The sequence below is a fragment of the Agrobacterium sp. 22-221-1 genome (genome assembly GCF_053522445.1).
The window spans coordinates 262,161-277,276 of sequence record NZ_JBNWCL010000002.1; the positions used below are offsets into that span (position 1 = coordinate 262,161).

A 15,116-nucleotide genomic window follows, 5' to 3' on the forward strand; every position below is an offset into this window, starting at 1 on the left:
TTTTTCTTGCATAACATCAAGAAATATGTAAATCAATGATGTATCAATTTTTGTTTCGGGGGAGGAAACGGCATATGAAACACACTGGCGGCAGCCTGCCAATGTATATGCAGATCGCGGAGATGCTGGTGCGCGAGGTGGCGGCGGGCCGGCTGATCGATGGCGAGAAGCTCGCGCCGGAGCGCGACATGGCGGCCGATCTCGGCATCGCCGTCGGCACGCTTCGCAAGTCGCTCGCCGAATTGCAGGAGCGCGGCCTTCTGGAGCGGGTGCAGGGCTCAGGTAATTACATTCGCGCCGTAAGCGATCCGCAAAGCGTCTACGCCTTCTTCCGGCTTGAACTGATCGAGGGCGGCGGCCTGCCGACGGCGGAGGTTCTGGATGTGGCGCGTCTTGCCAAGCCCGCCGACCTGCCCGCCTTCGGCACATCGGCCGAAGGGCACAGGATTCGCCGCCTGCGGCGCATTGCCGGCAAACCGGCGGCCATCGAAGAAATCTGGCTGGACGGTTCTTACGTCGACACCATCGCCATCGAGAACATGTCGGAATCCCTCTATCTCTATTACCGCACCCGCCTCAACCTCTGGATATTGAAGGCGGAGGATCGCATCGATCTCGGCGAAGTACCCGAATGGACACCCGAGGTCTTCGGTCAGAAATCAGGCGCGCTGGTGCCGCGGGTGTTGCGTCTCAGCCAGGCGCAAGATGGTGCGGTGGCCGAAGTTTCATGGACCTGGTTCGACCATAGCGTTGCCCGATACGTTTCTCGCATACGTTGAGACTGCGCAAAATTCGCGTGATGCAGATGAATGGAGAAATTTGACGGGAGGCAAGCAAGCAGCGGCCTGTCCTGCGGGCAGTTTTGCGACTATATTTCTTTAAATCAATGACTTAATAGTTTTTGATTTCTGTCAGAAATAAAATTGATACACTATTGATTTCCTTTTTTTGAAAGGTAATATCACGTCCTCAGGGAGACAGGCGTTTCGCCATCCCACGATATCGCCAGACAATCGGGATCGATTTTCGACGATGCGATGCGTGGAACTTGAAGGTTGATACCGGCAATGGCGTCCATCCGAATTCTGGACGCGCCGGTCGTGAGGAGGAAAATATGGCTTCGGTCAGCCTGCGCAAGCTGGACAAGAGTTACGGTGCGCTTCGCATCGTCAAGGGCATAGACCTTGAAATCAACGATGGCGAATTCGTCGTGTTCGTCGGCCCTTCCGGCTGCGGCAAATCGACAACGCTGCGCATGGTCGCGGGGCTGGAGAGCATTACCGGCGGCGAAGTGAAGATCGGCGACCGCGTCGTCAACCGGCTGCCGCCGCGCGAGCGTGACATCGCCATGGTGTTTCAGGACTATGCGCTTTATCCGCACAAGACGGTGCGTGAGAACATGGGTTTCAGCCTGAAGGTGCGCGGGGTCAACGCCTCGCAGGCCAATGCCAGCATCGATGAAGCGGCGAAGATGCTCGGCATCGAGCACCTGCTCGACCGTCGGCCCGGCCAGCTTTCCGGCGGCCAGCGCCAGCGCGTGGCGATGGGCCGCGCCATCGTGCGCCGCCCGCAGGTGTTTCTGTTCGACGAACCGCTTTCCAACCTCGACGCCAAGCTGCGCGGGCAGGTGCGCACGGAAATCAAGCGGCTGCACCAGCAGCTCGGCACGACCATCATCTACGTTACCCACGATCAGGTGGAGGCCATGACGCTGGCGGACCGTATCGTCATCCTGCGCGGCGGCGATATCGAGCAGGTCGGCACGCCGGACGAGGTCTATAACCGTCCGGAAAGCGTCTTCGTCGGCGGTTTCGTCGGCGCTCCGGCGATGAATTTCGCCCGCGCAAAGGTGAGCGGCGACCGGCTGGCATTTTCTGACGGCAATTCCTTGCCGATGGCCGCAATCCGGTCATCCCGCGAAACGGGGCTCGACGGGCGTGAAGTCATCGTCGGCATTCGTCCGGAACATTTCGGCCCCGTCGAGGGCTTCGACACGCAGCTTGCGGTCAAGGTGCAGGTGGTGGAACCGCTGGGCTCGGACACGCTCGTCCATTTCAGCCTTGGCGATGCGGCGCTGACCGCACGCATGCCGCCGCATCTGCGGCCTGCGCCGAATGAGGAACTGAAGATCGGCGTCGATCCGTCCAAGGTCCATCTTTTCGATGCAGCAACGGAACGCTCGATCCACTGATTGCCGGGCGAGAAACGCTGCGGCCAAGTATTTAATAACGGGAGGAACACATGACATTCAAAGCTATCGGGGGCAAATCTATCCGGGGCAAAGCCCTCATGGGTGCAACGCTCTGCGCAACCATGCTCGCCTTTTCGGGACAGGCCTTTGCCGATGCCGAACTGAAGATCTTCGTTTCCAGCCAGCATCAGCCCGATGTCTGGCGCAAGGCGCTGGATCAATATGAGGCCAAGACGCCGGGTGTGAAGGTGGTCATCGAGACCGGCGGCAACACCTCGGAAATGCAGGCGCAATATCTCAACACAGTGATGTCGGCCAAGGATTCGAGCCTTGACGTGCTGATGCTCGACGTCATCCGCCCGGCGCAATTCGCCACGGCTGGCTGGACCAGCGATTTTTCCGGCAAGGACATGTCCGCCTATCTGCCGACCTATGCGGAAGCCAACACCGTGGACGGCAAGATCGTGGCGCTGCCTGCCTTTGCCGATTCCATGTTCCTTTATTACCGCAAGGACCTGCTCGACAAATACGGCATCAAGCCGCCAACCACCTGGGACGAGCTGAAGGAAGCCTCCAAGAAGGTGATGGAAGGCGAAAAGAATCCCGAGCTTCAGGGCCTGTCCTTCCAGGGCAAGGCGATCGAAGGCGCGGTCTGCACCTTCCTCCTGCCCTATTGGAGCGAAGGCAAGTCGCTGGTCGAAAACGGCAAGCTGAACTTCGATAATCAGGCAGCCGTGGATTCGCTGAAGCTCTGGAAGAGCTTTGTCGATGAAGGCATTTCCAAGAAGAATATTTCCGAAGTGGCGACCGACGACACCCGCAAGGAATTCCAAGCCGGCAAGGTGCTCTTCGCCGTCAACTGGTCCTACGCCTGGACTCATTTCCAGGGCAAGGAATCGCAGGTGAATGACAAGGTTGGCGTCGCCCGCCTGCCGGCCGTCAAGGGCGGCGAGCAGACGACCTGCCTCGGCGGCTGGGAATTCGGTGTTTCGGCCTATTCCAAGCAGCAGGAGGAAGCCAAGAAGCTTGTGGAATATCTCTCCGGTCAGGATGTTTCGAAGTTCATGGCCATCAATGCCACGCTGCTGCCGACCTATGCCGCTCTCTACAAGGATGCGGATGTGACCAAGGCGATCCCGTGGTTCGCGGATGCCCTGCCCGTCGTCGAGACCGCCAAGGCCCGCCCCGTGACGCCGCGTTACAACGAGGTCAGCGAGACGATCCGCACCACCGTCAACGGCGTGCTTGCCGGCGTCATGACGCCGGAGGATGGCGCAAAGCAGATGGAAAGCCGTCTGCGGCGCGTTCTGCGCTAAGCTTTGGGCCGGAAAGCGGCATGCCTGCCATGCCCTTTCCGGCCGCTTCGACTGACAGGAATAAAGCCGCCTGAAGGGCGCGATAAACGGGCCGGATAAGAACCGGTCCGATCGGGAGACGACGACGTGAATCCAGTTGCGGGAGTGGCAGACGTGACAATGCCGGAAAGAACCATGGTTCGGGTGGACGAGAAACCGCAGCCGCGCTGGACGCGGTGGCTCGATCTCGGCGACCGGCCGCTGGCCGTGCTTCTGCTGGCACCGGCGGCGATCCTGCTGTCGCTCATCATCGTCTATCCGGTGGCGCGGCTCGTCTACACCTCGTTTTTCAGCCTGTCGCTGACATCCGGCCTGCCGGCGGAATTCATCGGCTTTGAAAACTATACGGCGATGTTCGACGACCCGATCTTCTGGGAAACGACCTGGAATACGGTGCTGATCACGCTGATCACCGTGCCCGGCGCGCTCATCATGGGCCTTGGCCTCGCGCTGCTCGCCAACCTGCCTTTTTCCATGCAGTGGCCGATGCGGCTTTCGCTGCTGATCCCATGGGCGCTGCCGTTGTCTTTCGCCGGTCTCATCTTCGCATGGTTCTTCCATTACGAATATGGCGTCGTCAACGATGTGCTGAACCGTTTCGGATTCGAAGGCATCATCTGGTTCAATTCACCGAACTGGGCTTTTGCGGCCATCTGCCTGACGATCATCTGGAAGACATCCTCCTTCATGGCGCTGATGATCCTCGCCGGCCTGCAGACCATTCCGCGTTCGCTCTACGAGGCGGCGGATGTGGATGGCGCCGGCAAAATCCGGCAGTTCTTCGAAATCACCCTGCCGCTTCTCAAACCCTCGATTGTCGTCGCCCTCATCTTCCGCACGATCACGGCGCTGCAGACTTTTGATATTCCTTACATGATGACCGGCGGCGGCCCCGGCACATCCACCACGACGCTTGCCATGTATATCCACCAGAACACCGTTTCCTTCCTCGATCTCGGTTACGGTTCGGCCTTGGCGGTCATGATGTTTGCCCTCTCCATGTGCGTTACTGCCGTTTATCTCCGCATCATCAGGACGAAGGACTGATCCCATGAGCACCGTTGCGAATTCCGGTCTGTCCTCCTTCTTTTCCGGCAAGCCGCTGCGCTTCATCGCGGCCTCCATTCTTCTGGTCAACGGCCTGTTTCCGGCGATCTGGATCCTTTTCACCTCGCTGAAGACCGAAGCGGAACTGACGGTCAAGCCGATCACCTGGTTTCCGCACGCGCCGACGCTGGCCAATTACATGCAGGCCTTTTCCGACCAGCCGCTGCATCTCTTCCTGTTCAACAGCTTCATGGTGGCGCTGCTTTCGACCGCGCTCACCATCCTGATTTCGGTGCTGGCGGCTTACGCGCTGGCGCGGCTGAACCTCAAATATCGCGCGCTGATCCTTTCGCTCATCATCGCCGTCTCCACCTTCCCCCTTGTCACGCTTCTGGTGCCGCTGTTCGAAATCATGCGCGCCTTGAACCTGCTCAACAGCTGGACGGCGCTGATCCTGCCCTACACGGTGCTTTCGCTGCCGGTCTGCACGCTGATGCTGGTCTCCTTCTTCGAAAGCATTCCGCGCGATCTCGAAAACGCCGCCATGATCGACGGCTGCACCCGCATCGGCGCGCTGTTCAAGGTCGTCGTGCCGCTCTGCGCGCCGGGCGTCTTCACCGCCGGCATCCTTGCCTTCGTGAATGCCTGGGATGAGTTCCTGCTGGCGCTGTCCTTCAATTCCAATCCGGCGCTCCGCACGCTTCCCGTTGGCATCCAGCTTTATCAGGGTGAATTCGCCTTCCCCTGGCCGGTCATTTCGGCGGCGCTGGTGGTAGGTATCGTGCCGGTCGCCATCCTGATCGTCATCTTTCAGGAACGGGTTGTCTCCGGCCTCACCGCCGGCGGTCTCAAGGGCTAAACAGGTACAGTCATGCATTTCGAAAAGACCAAAGACGGCTTCGCACTCGCCATCGGCGGCCGCACCATCCTTTCCCATTCCCCCGAAAACCCGGCCTTCTTCGCCGGTTTCGGCAAGGAGCGGATGGACATGTATCGCGGCAATTTCGATATCGAAGACTATGTCATCGAGCGAACCGCACTGCGCCACGCCGAGTTGAATGGCGACAGCGTTACGCTTTCCTCGGCACCCGGACAGGCTCCACGCCTGCGCCTGACGCTGGACGGCAACGCCATCAGGCTGACGGCGCTGGATGAAACCATCAACCGCCTGTGGCTGCGCATCGTTGCGGAAACGGGCGAGCACGTCTGGGGCGGCGGCGAGCAGATGTCCTATTTCGACATGCGCGGCCGGCGTTTCCCGCTCTGGACTTCTGAACCCGGCGTCGGCCGCGACAAGACCTCGGAGATCACCTTCAAGGCCGATGTGAGCGGCAAGGCGGGTGGTGATTACTACAACACCAACTACCCGCAGCCGACTTACCTGTCGTCGCGCAGATACGCCCTCCATGTGGAGACAAGCGCCTATTCGGTCTTCGATTTCCGCAACGGCGATTTCCATGAGATCGAAATCTGGGCCATCCCCGAAAAGATCGAATTCTTCGCCGGCGATCATTTCACCGACATCGTTTCCGCCCTGTCGCTGCGGTTCGGACGCCAGCCGGAACTGCCGGAATGGATCTATGGCGGCGCGATCATCGGGTTAAAGGACGGCGTCAACTCCTTTGCGCGGCTGGAGAAAATCCGTGCGGCAGGCACCAGGGTTTCAGGCCTCTGGTGCGAAGACTGGGTGGGTCTGCGCCAGACATCCTTCGGCGCGCGCCTGTTCTGGGACTGGCAGGCGAATGATACGCGTTATCCGCATCTGCGCCAGAAGATCGCCGAGCTTGCCGATCAGGGCATCCGCTTCCTGGGTTATGTGAACCCCTACCTCTGCGTCGATGGCCCGCTCTTTCCGGTTGCCGAAGAAGCCGGTTATTTCGCCACCGACGCCGAGGGTAAGACGGCGCTGGTGGATTTCGGCGAGTTCGATTGCGGCGTGGTCGATTTCACCAATCCGGCTGCGGCCGACTGGTTTGCCGAAGAGATCATCGGCAGGAACATGCTCGATTTCGGCGTTTCCGGCTGGATGGCAGATTTCGGCGAATATCTACCGATCGACATCACGCTTTCCAATGGCGTCGACGCCAAGCTGATGCACAATGCCTGGCCAACGCTCTGGGCCGAGGTCAACGCCAAGGCCGTCGAAAGTCGCGGCAAGACCGGCGAAGCGCTGTTCTTCATGCGCGCCGGCTTCACCGGTGTGCAGGCCCATTGCCCGCTCATCTGGGGCGGCGACCAGTCTGTCGACTTCTCCCGTCACGACGGTCTGGTCACCGTCATCTGCGGGGCGCTCTCCTCCGGCCTCATGGGCAATGCCTATCACCATTCCGATATTGGCGGTTACACCAGCCTGTTCGGCAATGTCAGAACCGCAGAGCTCATCATGCGCTGGACGGAGATGGCCGCTTTCACGCCGGTCATGCGTACCCATGAGGGCAACCGGCCGCGCGACAATCTCCAGATCGATCAGGATGAGGCGGTTCTTGCCCATTTCGCCCGCATGACATCCATCTATGTCGCGCTGGCCCCCTATCTGAAATCGCTCTCGGCGGAAGCGGCCAGGACGGGCCTGCCGGTGCAGCGTCCGCTCTTCCTGCACTACGAGAATGACTGGCAGACCTATACCATTCAGGACTGCTATCTCTACGGCGCGGACATGCTTGTCGCACCCGTCTGGAAAGCGGGCGAAACGCAACGCTCGCTCTATCTTCCGGGCGACGGTGAATGGGTGCACCTGTGGAGCGGCGCGCATTATCCCGGCGGACAGGACGTCACCGTCGAAGCGCCGCTCGGCGAGCCGGCGGTGTTCTATCGTGCCGATAGCAGCCATCGTTCGCTGTTTGAACAGCTTCGCACCATCGGCTGAACTAGTGGGTTCGTCCCTGCCATCACCCCGTCAGGCGGGGTGATGTGATGGCCTTTTTGAAAAGGGCGGTCATCGCATCGCTGATGCCCTGCGACGGGCTGACTTCGAAGAACAGGCCCGGCGAAGCGCATTGCTGCATACGTGCGCCGATTTCCGGCTGAAAGGGCGCGATCCAGCTATTGTACCAGCCATTGGTCGGCAGCGGCAGATAGGTGGTATAAAGCACGGCGATGCGAAAACCCTTTTCCTTCAGCTTCGTGCAATATTTGATATCGATCGGTTCCTGACAGCGGCCGCTGGTCGTTTTTTTGGTACAGGAGGATGGCTTGTAGCTGTCGCCGACGCCATCTGACACGAAGAAAACGATCTTCTCCGGGCTCGCCGAACTCGCACCGGTGCCCGAAGAGCCGATCCTGTCTCCAATCTGGGTCAGCGCCCGGTCGAAATCGGTCTGCTGGTCGTTATTATAACCCTGATAAGGAATGGACATCAGATCGATTTCGCCCGCTTTTTTCTTCGCGGTCGCCAGATCCGAGGTCAGGGGAACGACTTCGAGCAGCTTCGTATCTTCCGCCTTCTCTCCGAAGGTATAGACAGCCATGCGATATTGATTGCTGCTTTTCCGCGTGGACTTTGCCGTATCCATCAGGCTTGCCGTAGCCTGCGCCACCACATTGATGCGTGTAGTGACCCCGAGGCTTTTGGCTTTGTAGTAATAGCTGTTTGTATCGACCACCCCGTTTTTCACGATGTGACAGGCGAAAGCACATTTGTCGCTCGTATTGGCAACCATGGTAGCAACGTCGGTCGGCGTCGCGCCAACGCCCATCGAAGGGGTGTTATCCAGCAGGACATAGAAGTCGCTGAATGTTTCCGTCTCGTATTTGGCGGTCGCCTTGCCCGAAACGGTGATGAGATCCTCTCCGAGTATCCGTGAAAGCGTCGTGCCGACCGATGCCTTGAAGCTGACCGAGGATTCGATGGCGTTACCGTGTTTGATCACCGACACATCAAGAGACAGGAGCTTATAATCGGGATTGGCCCGCTCATTGCTTTCAAAAAATGCGGAGGCTTCATCAGTGCCAAGCGAAATGACACCGTCGCCCGACATTTCCTTTGCCTTGTGAACGCTCGACGACGTATCGGCAACCACTGCAAGCGCCGCGGCATCCGCCGCCATCTGCAGGTCCGATTTGACAGCCATGCCATGCGTCACATCGAGTGCCACGCCGGCCGCCCCGATCAGCGGCACCATCAACAGGGCGCTGAGAATGCCGAAATTTCCCGATTTATCCTGCCAGATGTTCTTCAAATTCGCCCCCGGAACCTTTCCCCGGAGGGAAAGTTAGCCGAATAATATTGAAAGGCAGTTTCAAGAGATAACTAATTTTCGATAAATCTAATTTCCTCAATAACTAATACGCCAATTGGAGATGCGCATCAGCGCAAACCCGTTCAGGCATTCACGATCACGCCTGACGACGGATCGCTGGCGGGACGTTGACATTTATGAAACTTGACCTACAAAACAAACTCTTCCGAGGGGAGCACCGAACGGTGCTGAGATGGCGATGAGCCGGACCCTTGAACCTGATCCGGGTCATGCCGGCGTAGGAACGGAACTGTCGCGCCAAGAGGCGCTGCCCTTTCTCTTCTCCGCTTTGCCTGATCTCCGAGATTGTCACATCTGGAGACGAATGATGATGCTGAAACCTTCCGCCCTTCGCACACGGTGCGTCTGCGTCTGAGGTCCGGCTCATGCGTGCCACCCATGCGCTGAACGGTGTCGGTCTTCTGCTGGTTTTCTGGCAGGCGGGAACGTGGCTGTTTTCGCCGCCCCGCTATATCCTGCCATCGCCCGCCGATGTTGCCGGCGCTTTCTGGCGCCAGCCGGGCTTCCTGTTCGGGCAGGCACTGGTAACGCTTGGTGAAATGGCGCTCGGGCTTGCGGCGGGCATCGCCGCCGGCATTCTCGTCGCTTTCACGATTGCCGCCATCCCGCGCCTCGGCCGCCTCGTCTGGCCGATGGTGCTGGTGCTGCAGGCCTTTCCGGTTTTCGTGCTCGCCCCCATCCTCGTCCTCTGGTTCGGTTTCGGCATGGCTTCGAAAGTGGTCATGACGGCGATCATCATCTTCTTCCCCGTTGCCTCCGCTTTCACGGATGGCCTCAACCGCACCGATCGCGCCATCCTTGACGCCGCCTCGCTGACTGAGGCGAGCCACTGGCAGGTCCTCACCCGGTTGCGTGTGCCGCTGGCGTTGCCATCGCTGATTTCGGGCTTGAGGGTGGCGGCGCCACTTGCCCCGCTCGGCGCCGTCATCGGCGAATGGGTGGGCGCATCGGCCGGGCTTGGGTTTGTGATGATCCAGTCCAATGCCCGCATGCAGACCGACACCATGTTCGCCGCCATGGCCATTCTCGCCATCATGGCGGTGCTGCTGCGGCTCATCGTCGACCGGGCGACCGCCAATATGGCCCCCTGGGCCAAGGAAACAGAACACACCATTCCTTTCAGATCTTTACGGAGACTTTCGGCACCATGAAACGAACTCTTCTTTCCCTCGTCGTCGCGGCAGCAAGCGTGCTTTCACCCATGCAATCGCATGCGGCAGACAAGCTGACCGTGTTGCTCGAGTGGTTCGTGAACCCCGATCATGCGCCGATGGTGATCGCCAGGGAACGCGGCCTGTTTGCCGATGTGGGGCTGGAGGTGGAACTGGTTCCGCCCGCAGACCCCTCCGCCGTGCCGCGCCTCGTCTCGGCCAAACAGGCCGATATCGGCGTGCATTACCAGCCGAACCTCTATCTCGATCACGATGCCGGCCTGCCGCTCGTGCGTTTCGGTACACTGGTCGAAACCCCGCTCAACACTGTCACCGTTCTGGCCGACGGGCCGATCAAGAGCCTGAAGGACCTGAAGGGCAAGAAGGTCGGCTTTTCCGTTTCCGGCTTCGAGGATGCGATGCTGAAGCGCATGCTGGAAAAGGACGGCCTGACGAAGGACGATGTCGAACTCATCAACGTCAATTTCTCTCTCTCGCCGTCCCTGATCGCCGGCAAGGTGGATGCGACGCTTGGCGGCTTCCGCAATTTCGAGCTGACGCAGATGAGGCTCGAGGGACATGAAGGCCGCTCCTTCTTCCCGGAGGAACACGGCGTGCCGGCCTATGACGAGCTGATCTTCGTCACCCACCGCGATCTCGCAAAGGACAGCCGGCTGCCGCGTTTCCTCTCCGCCGTGGAGCAAGCCGCGATCTTCATTACCAATCATCCTCAGGAATCCTGGCAGCTTTTCATCAAGGCCTATCCGAACCTTGACGATGCGCTGAACAAGCAGGCCTTCTTCGACACGCTGCCGCGCTTCGCCAAGCGCCCGGCTGCACTCGACCGCGCGCGCTATGCCCGTTTCGGCGCTTTCATGCAGGAAATGCAGCTGATCAAGCAGGCGCCGGCGGCGGACGACATCGCCGTGGAGCTGCAGCAGCCATGACCACGACTTTTCCGACAGCGGCAATCGCCGCCGAGATTCTGGAGCGCGTGCGCAAAACGCGCCCGCGCGTACATTGCCTGATGAACACCGTGGTGCAGAAATTCACCGCAGACGGCATCACCGTCGTCGGCGGAATTCCCTCCATGACCACCTCGCTCGAGGAAATCGAGAGCTTCGTGACGAAGGCGGATGCGCTGACCGTCAATCTCGGCACGCTGGATGCCGAGCGGCGCAAGGTTATCCGGCTGGCGATCGAAATCGCCAATGCATCCGGCAAGCCGTGGATCGTCGACCCTGTGCATTGCGACTATTCGCCGTCGCGTCTGGAATTCGCGCGCGAACTCATCGCACTTTCCCCGACGATCGTGCGTGGCAATCGCGCCGAAATGAGCTTGATCGGTGACGTGCCGGATGCTGTACGGATTGAGACCGGGCCGGTCGATCATCTGCGCGATGCCACCCGCAGCGTCAGGATCGTCAACGGTCATCCGTGGATGGCGAAGGTGACGGGAACGGGGTGCCTTTCGGGCGGCGTCATCGCCGCCTTCATGGCAGTGGAAAAAGACGCGCTGACGGCGGCGGCCTCCGCCCTTGCCGTCACCGGCGTTTCCGCCGAACTCGCAGCCAAGCACGCAAGAGGCCCCGGCACCTTCGAACCGGCGTTTCTGGATGCGCTTTCCGAAATTTCCGGTGAGGACATCACAAATCACGCAAGGATAGAGCATGAACAAGGTTGATTACCGCCTCAATGCGCTGGTCGATGCGAGCCTTGGCGATGTTGCGCCCCTGCCGGAGCTTGCTCTGGCCGCCGCACTCAACGGCGCGACCATTCTGCAATATCGCGACAAGCACGGCTCGACGCGCGAGATGATCGAAAACGCCCGCGCCATTCACGAGGCCATCGCCGGCACCGGCGTGCCGCTGGTCATCAACGACCGGGTGGATGTGGCCCTCGCCTCGGGCGCAGACGGGGTGCATCTCGGCGCCGACGACATGGACGCCAAAACCGCAAGGCGCATTCTCGGCGAAAAGGCGATCATCGGCCTCACCGTCAAGAACCGCCCCGATGCCGAACGGGCGGCCTCGATGCCCGTCGACTACGCCTGCATTGGCGGCGTGTTCGAAACCGTTTCGAAGGTCAATCCGGACAAGCCGGTCGGTATCGACGGTTTTACCACGCTGCGCGCCCTGCTGAAGGCGTGGAAGCCGGATATGCCGGTCGGCGCTATCGCCGGCATCGATCTTGCCCGCGTGCCACCCGTCATTGCCGCCGGCGCGGATGGTGTCGCGGTGATTTCCGCCATTTTCCGCGCGGGCGATATTGCCAGCGCGACCAAGGGCTTCCGCGCCGCAATTGACGCCACGCTGAAAGCGAGACAGCCATGACATCAATTGCATTGACCATTGCCGGCTCCGACAGCGGCGGCGGCGCGGGTATTCAGGCGGACATCAAGACCTTCTCCGCGCTTGGCGCCTATGCCGCCAGCGTCATCACCGCCATCACCGCCCAGAACACCAAAGGCGTGACGGCGGTGGAGGATATTTCGGTCGCGACCATTATCGCGCAGATGGATGCGGTATTCTCCGATCTCGCCGTCAATGCGGTGAAGATCGGCATGGTCTCGCGGATCGAAACCATCGCCGCCATTGCGGAACGGCTTCGGCGGCAATCGCAGCCGGTGGTGCTGGACCCGGTCATGGTCGCGACCTCCGGTGACAGGCTGCTGCATGAAGACGCCATCGAGACATTGCGGCGCGACTTGCTGCCGCTCGCCACCATCGTCACGCCGAACCTGCCGGAAGCGGCGCTGTTGACCGGCACTTCGCTGGCGAAGACGGAGACAGAGATCGCCCGCCAGGCGGAGCTGATCCTGAAGGCGGGCGCGAAAGCCGTGCTCATCAAGGGCGGCCATGGCGATGGGCCGGAGAGCACGGACTATCTGTTTGCGGATGGCGCTATGCAGACGCTTTCCGCGCCACGGGTGAAGACGAAGAACGACCACGGCACCGGCTGCACACTGGCGGCAGCGATTACGGCTCATCTTGCAAAGGGTTGTGAGTTGCGGGAGGCGGTTGGGCTTGCGAAGGACTATCTGAATGGGGCGCTCGATGCCGGGCGGGGGCTTGCAGTGGGGCACGGGCGGGGGCCGGTGCATCATTTTTATCGGTGGTGGGGGTGACATCAATGCGTTGAGTGTGGGGTTTACCCCCCTCTGTCCTGCCGGACATCTCCCCCTCAAGGGGGGAGATCGACAAGTGGCTTGCCCACCACATTCAGCAACGTCACTTTATTGATAAGATGGCTACGAGGGGGACGAGCGGGCGCTCCATCCGATCTCCCCCCTTGAGGGGGAGATGTCCGGCAGGACAGAGGGGGGTGGCCGCATATTCCGCCGCTCGTAAAATGCGACTACCTCGCCTTCGGCGTCGCCAACACATTCCGGATCGCAAAACTCGAATGAATACGCGAAACCCCCGGCAGCTTCGACAGAATCTCCTTGTGAATCCGCTCGAAATCCCCAGCACTTTCCGCCTCGCAGCGCAGGAAATAATCCGAACCGCCCGTCATCAGATAACATTCGCGGATTTCCGGATATCGCCGCACCGCATTTTCGAAACGGTTGAGAAAATCCTCCGTCTGGCGATCGAGCGTGATCTGCACGATAACCGAAATCACCTCGCCGCCGGCAAGGCCGCTGGTCAGCGCCGTATATCCCCTGATAATCCCTTCCCGCTCGAGAATATCGACCCGGCGAAGGCAGGCGGATGCGGAAAGCCCGACTTCTGCTGCCAGTTTCGCATTGCTGATGCGGGCATTGAGCCGAAGCAGGCGGATGATGTGGCGGTCGGTCGCATCGAGTGACGACATAGAAGATTCCAATTTGCAAAAGAAAATTGCGCAATTGCGAATTATATCGCATTTTCTTCGAACAATCGCCAAGAAATTCGACAATCGTTGCAATACCCTCATGGGATAAAAATGAGGGTGAACGACCATGGACATGCAGATCAGCCGCCAGCAGGCCGCCGGTGGTGCAAGCGGCCATTTAACCGTCGATCTCGGCGCATTGCGCGACAATTATCTGACCCTTGCCGCCATGGCGCCCGCATCGCAGACAGCAGCGGTCGTCAAGGCCGATGCATATGGTCTCGGCGCGGATATCGTCTCACAAGTCCTGTTCGAGGCGGGTTGCCGCAATTTCTTCGTTGCCCATATCGATGAAGCCTTGGCGTTGCGACTGCGGCTTTCGGCAGAAGCGCGGATTTTCGTCCTTAACGGTCTTCAGCCCGGCAATGAGACCTCCTGCGCCGCCATGGCCGTCACCCCGGTTCTGAATTCGCTGGAGCAAATCGCCCAATGGTCGGCCCACGCCAAAAAGCTTGGCAAGACGCTCACCGCCGCCGTGCAGATCGATACCGGCATGTGCCGTCTCGGCCTCTCTCCCGAAGAGCTCGAAATCCTCGCCTTCCGGCCGCAATTGCTCGATGGTATCGACATCGCCTTCGTCATGAGCCACCTCGCCTGCGCCGACGAACCGGACCATGCCGCCAATGCCGCGCAGCTTGCGGTGATGCGCAAAGCCGCCATTGCCTTTCCTGAAGCGCCCGTCTGCTTTTCGAATTCCGGCGGCATCTTTCTGGGTAATGATTACCACAACCACCTGCTGCGCCCTGGCATCGCACTTTATGGTGGCGCACCCTCCGTTGCACGCCCCAACCCGATGAAGCCGGTCGTTCGCCTCGATCTGGCCGTCATCCAGACCCGCACCGTTCCCGCCGGTTCGCTGGTCGGTTACGGCGGCTCGTTCGAAGCCGCCGGGCCCACGCGTCTGGCGACCATCGCCGCCGGTTACGCTGACGGCCTGCCGCGTTCGCTCAGCAATCGCGGCGCGGCGTGGTATAACGGCGTGCGCCTGCCGATTGCGGGCCGCGTTTCGATGGACAGCATCATTCTCGACATATCCGCCCTGCCCGAGGGAACATTGACCCAGGGCAGTCTTGTGCAGATGATCGGTCCGGACCAGACGCTGGAAGACATTGCCGAGGATGCGGGCACGATCGCCTACGAAATCCTGACCGGCCTCGGACGCCGTTATCGTCGTAATTATATTCAGCCGGGAGAAACCCCGGCAGCCGCTTCAACATCAGTCAATCACAAGTGAGAC

14 protein-coding genes and 1 riboswitch are annotated in these 15,116 nt (G+C 60.2%); of the genes, 12 read left to right on the forward strand and 2 right to left on the reverse strand.

Going from position 1 to position 15,116, the window contains the following annotated elements; translation table 11 throughout:
• The first annotated feature begins 74 nt into the window (after nt 1-74).
• From ACQZ5N_RS04715 to ACQZ5N_RS04740, 6 genes are all read left to right on the forward strand, one after another.
• Nucleotides 75-779, forward strand: a complete 705-nt coding sequence (locus tag ACQZ5N_RS04715; protein ID WP_448732249.1) for a GntR family transcriptional regulator — start codon at nt 75-77, stop codon at nt 777-779.
• Nucleotides 780-1,114: 335 nt separating this feature from the next.
• Complete coding sequence (locus ACQZ5N_RS04720) at nt 1,115-2,191, forward strand: ABC transporter ATP-binding protein (protein WP_448732250.1); 1,077 nt, start codon at nt 1,115-1,117, stop codon at nt 2,189-2,191.
• A gap of 50 nt (nt 2,192-2,241) precedes the next feature.
• Nucleotides 2,242-3,507: an ABC transporter substrate-binding protein gene (locus ACQZ5N_RS04725; protein ID WP_448732251.1), complete on the forward strand. Its 1,266-nt coding sequence runs from the start codon at nt 2,242-2,244 to the stop codon at nt 3,505-3,507.
• A 174-nt stretch (nt 3,508-3,681) separates the two neighbouring features.
• Nucleotides 3,682-4,593, forward strand: a complete 912-nt coding sequence (locus tag ACQZ5N_RS04730; RefSeq protein WP_020810525.1) for a carbohydrate ABC transporter permease — start codon at nt 3,682-3,684, stop codon at nt 4,591-4,593.
• A gap of 4 nt (nt 4,594-4,597) precedes the next feature.
• Nucleotides 4,598-5,452 carry a carbohydrate ABC transporter permease gene (locus ACQZ5N_RS04735; protein ID WP_003519886.1) on the forward strand — a complete coding sequence of 285 codons (855 nt, stop codon included), beginning with the start codon at nt 4,598-4,600 and terminating at the stop codon, nt 5,450-5,452.
• Nucleotides 5,453-5,464: 12 nt separating this feature from the next.
• A complete protein-coding gene (locus ACQZ5N_RS04740) occupies nt 5,465-7,459 on the forward strand; it encodes an alpha-glucosidase (protein ID WP_448732252.1) in 1,995 nt (664 codons plus the stop codon).
• Nucleotides 7,460-7,481: 22 nt separating this feature from the next.
• Here the strand turns inward: ACQZ5N_RS04740 and ACQZ5N_RS04745 are convergent, their stop codons facing one another.
• Nucleotides 7,482-8,771, reverse strand: coding sequence for a pilus assembly protein TadG-related protein (locus ACQZ5N_RS04745; RefSeq protein WP_196379055.1), 1,290 nt, complete (start codon nt 8,769-8,771; stop codon nt 7,482-7,484).
• Nucleotides 8,772-8,990: 219 nt separating this feature from the next.
• Nucleotides 8,991-9,093, forward strand: a riboswitch (TPP riboswitch).
• 124 nt (nt 9,094-9,217) lie between these two features.
• On the opposite strand from ACQZ5N_RS04745, the gene ACQZ5N_RS04750 reads away from it, so the two are divergent.
• The 5 genes from ACQZ5N_RS04750 to thiD are packed head-to-tail and all read left to right on the forward strand — an operon-like array spanning nt 9,218 to nt 13,130.
• The gene (locus tag ACQZ5N_RS04750; RefSeq protein ID WP_448732253.1) at nt 9,218-10,003 is read left to right on the forward strand and encodes an ABC transporter permease; all 786 of its coding nucleotides are present in this window, start codon (nt 9,218-9,220) and stop codon (nt 10,001-10,003) included.
• Nucleotides 10,000-10,950 carry an ABC transporter substrate-binding protein gene (locus ACQZ5N_RS04755; protein WP_448732254.1) on the forward strand — a complete coding sequence of 317 codons (951 nt, stop codon included), beginning with the start codon at nt 10,000-10,002 and terminating at the stop codon, nt 10,948-10,950. The genes ACQZ5N_RS04750 and ACQZ5N_RS04755 overlap by 4 nt, the downstream gene beginning before the upstream one ends.
• On the forward strand, nt 10,947-11,687 hold the full coding sequence (locus ACQZ5N_RS04760; protein WP_448732255.1) for a hydroxyethylthiazole kinase: 741 nt from the start codon (nt 10,947-10,949) through the stop codon (nt 11,685-11,687). The genes ACQZ5N_RS04755 and ACQZ5N_RS04760 overlap by 4 nt, the downstream gene beginning before the upstream one ends.
• Nucleotides 11,674-12,336, forward strand: a complete 663-nt coding sequence (gene thiE / locus ACQZ5N_RS04765) for a thiamine phosphate synthase (protein WP_448732256.1) — start codon at nt 11,674-11,676, stop codon at nt 12,334-12,336. Before ACQZ5N_RS04760 ends, thiE begins: the two co-directional genes overlap by 14 nt.
• Complete coding sequence (gene thiD, locus ACQZ5N_RS04770) at nt 12,333-13,130, forward strand: bifunctional hydroxymethylpyrimidine kinase/phosphomethylpyrimidine kinase (protein WP_448732257.1); 798 nt, start codon at nt 12,333-12,335, stop codon at nt 13,128-13,130. The genes thiE and thiD overlap by 4 nt, the downstream gene beginning before the upstream one ends.
• A gap of 230 nt (nt 13,131-13,360) precedes the next feature.
• On the opposite strand, the gene ACQZ5N_RS04775 is transcribed toward thiD, so the two are convergent.
• Nucleotides 13,361-13,819, reverse strand: coding sequence for an Lrp/AsnC family transcriptional regulator (locus tag ACQZ5N_RS04775; RefSeq protein WP_003500727.1), 459 nt, complete (start codon nt 13,817-13,819; stop codon nt 13,361-13,363).
• A gap of 127 nt (nt 13,820-13,946) precedes the next feature.
• Here ACQZ5N_RS04775 and alr point away from each other — a divergent pair, with 127 nt between their 5' ends.
• Nucleotides 13,947-15,113 (forward strand): alanine racemase, encoded by a 1,167-nt coding sequence (alr, locus tag ACQZ5N_RS04780; protein ID WP_448732258.1) that lies wholly within the window; start codon nt 13,947-13,949, stop codon nt 15,111-15,113.
• Nucleotides 15,114-15,116 lie beyond the last annotated feature (3 nt).

Bases quoted from the DNA above. Each gene is read 5' to 3' on its own strand.
- ACQZ5N_RS04715 (WP_448732249.1), top strand. From the start codon at position 75: ATGAAACACACTGGCGGCAGCCTGCCAATGTATATGCAGATCGCGGAG.
- ACQZ5N_RS04720 (WP_448732250.1), top strand. From the start codon at position 1,115: ATGGCTTCGGTCAGCCTGCGCAAGCTGGACAAGAGTTACGGTGCGCTT.
- ACQZ5N_RS04725 (WP_448732251.1), top strand. From the start codon at position 2,242: ATGACATTCAAAGCTATCGGGGGCAAATCTATCCGGGGCAAAGCCCTC.
- ACQZ5N_RS04730 (WP_020810525.1), top strand. From the start codon at position 3,682: ATGGTTCGGGTGGACGAGAAACCGCAGCCGCGCTGGACGCGGTGGCTC.
- ACQZ5N_RS04735 (WP_003519886.1), top strand. From the start codon at position 4,598: ATGAGCACCGTTGCGAATTCCGGTCTGTCCTCCTTCTTTTCCGGCAAG.
- ACQZ5N_RS04740 (WP_448732252.1), top strand. From the start codon at position 5,465: ATGCATTTCGAAAAGACCAAAGACGGCTTCGCACTCGCCATCGGCGGC.
- ACQZ5N_RS04750 (WP_448732253.1), top strand. From the start codon at position 9,218: ATGCGTGCCACCCATGCGCTGAACGGTGTCGGTCTTCTGCTGGTTTTC.
- ACQZ5N_RS04755 (WP_448732254.1), top strand. From the start codon at position 10,000: ATGAAACGAACTCTTCTTTCCCTCGTCGTCGCGGCAGCAAGCGTGCTT.
- ACQZ5N_RS04760 (WP_448732255.1), top strand. From the start codon at position 10,947: ATGACCACGACTTTTCCGACAGCGGCAATCGCCGCCGAGATTCTGGAG.
- thiE (WP_448732256.1), top strand. From the start codon at position 11,674: ATGAACAAGGTTGATTACCGCCTCAATGCGCTGGTCGATGCGAGCCTT.
- thiD (WP_448732257.1), top strand. From the start codon at position 12,333: ATGACATCAATTGCATTGACCATTGCCGGCTCCGACAGCGGCGGCGGC.
- ACQZ5N_RS04775 (WP_003500727.1), bottom strand. From the start codon at position 13,819: ATGTCGTCACTCGATGCGACCGACCGCCACATCATCCGCCTGCTTCGG.
- alr (WP_448732258.1), top strand. From the start codon at position 13,947: ATGGACATGCAGATCAGCCGCCAGCAGGCCGCCGGTGGTGCAAGCGGC.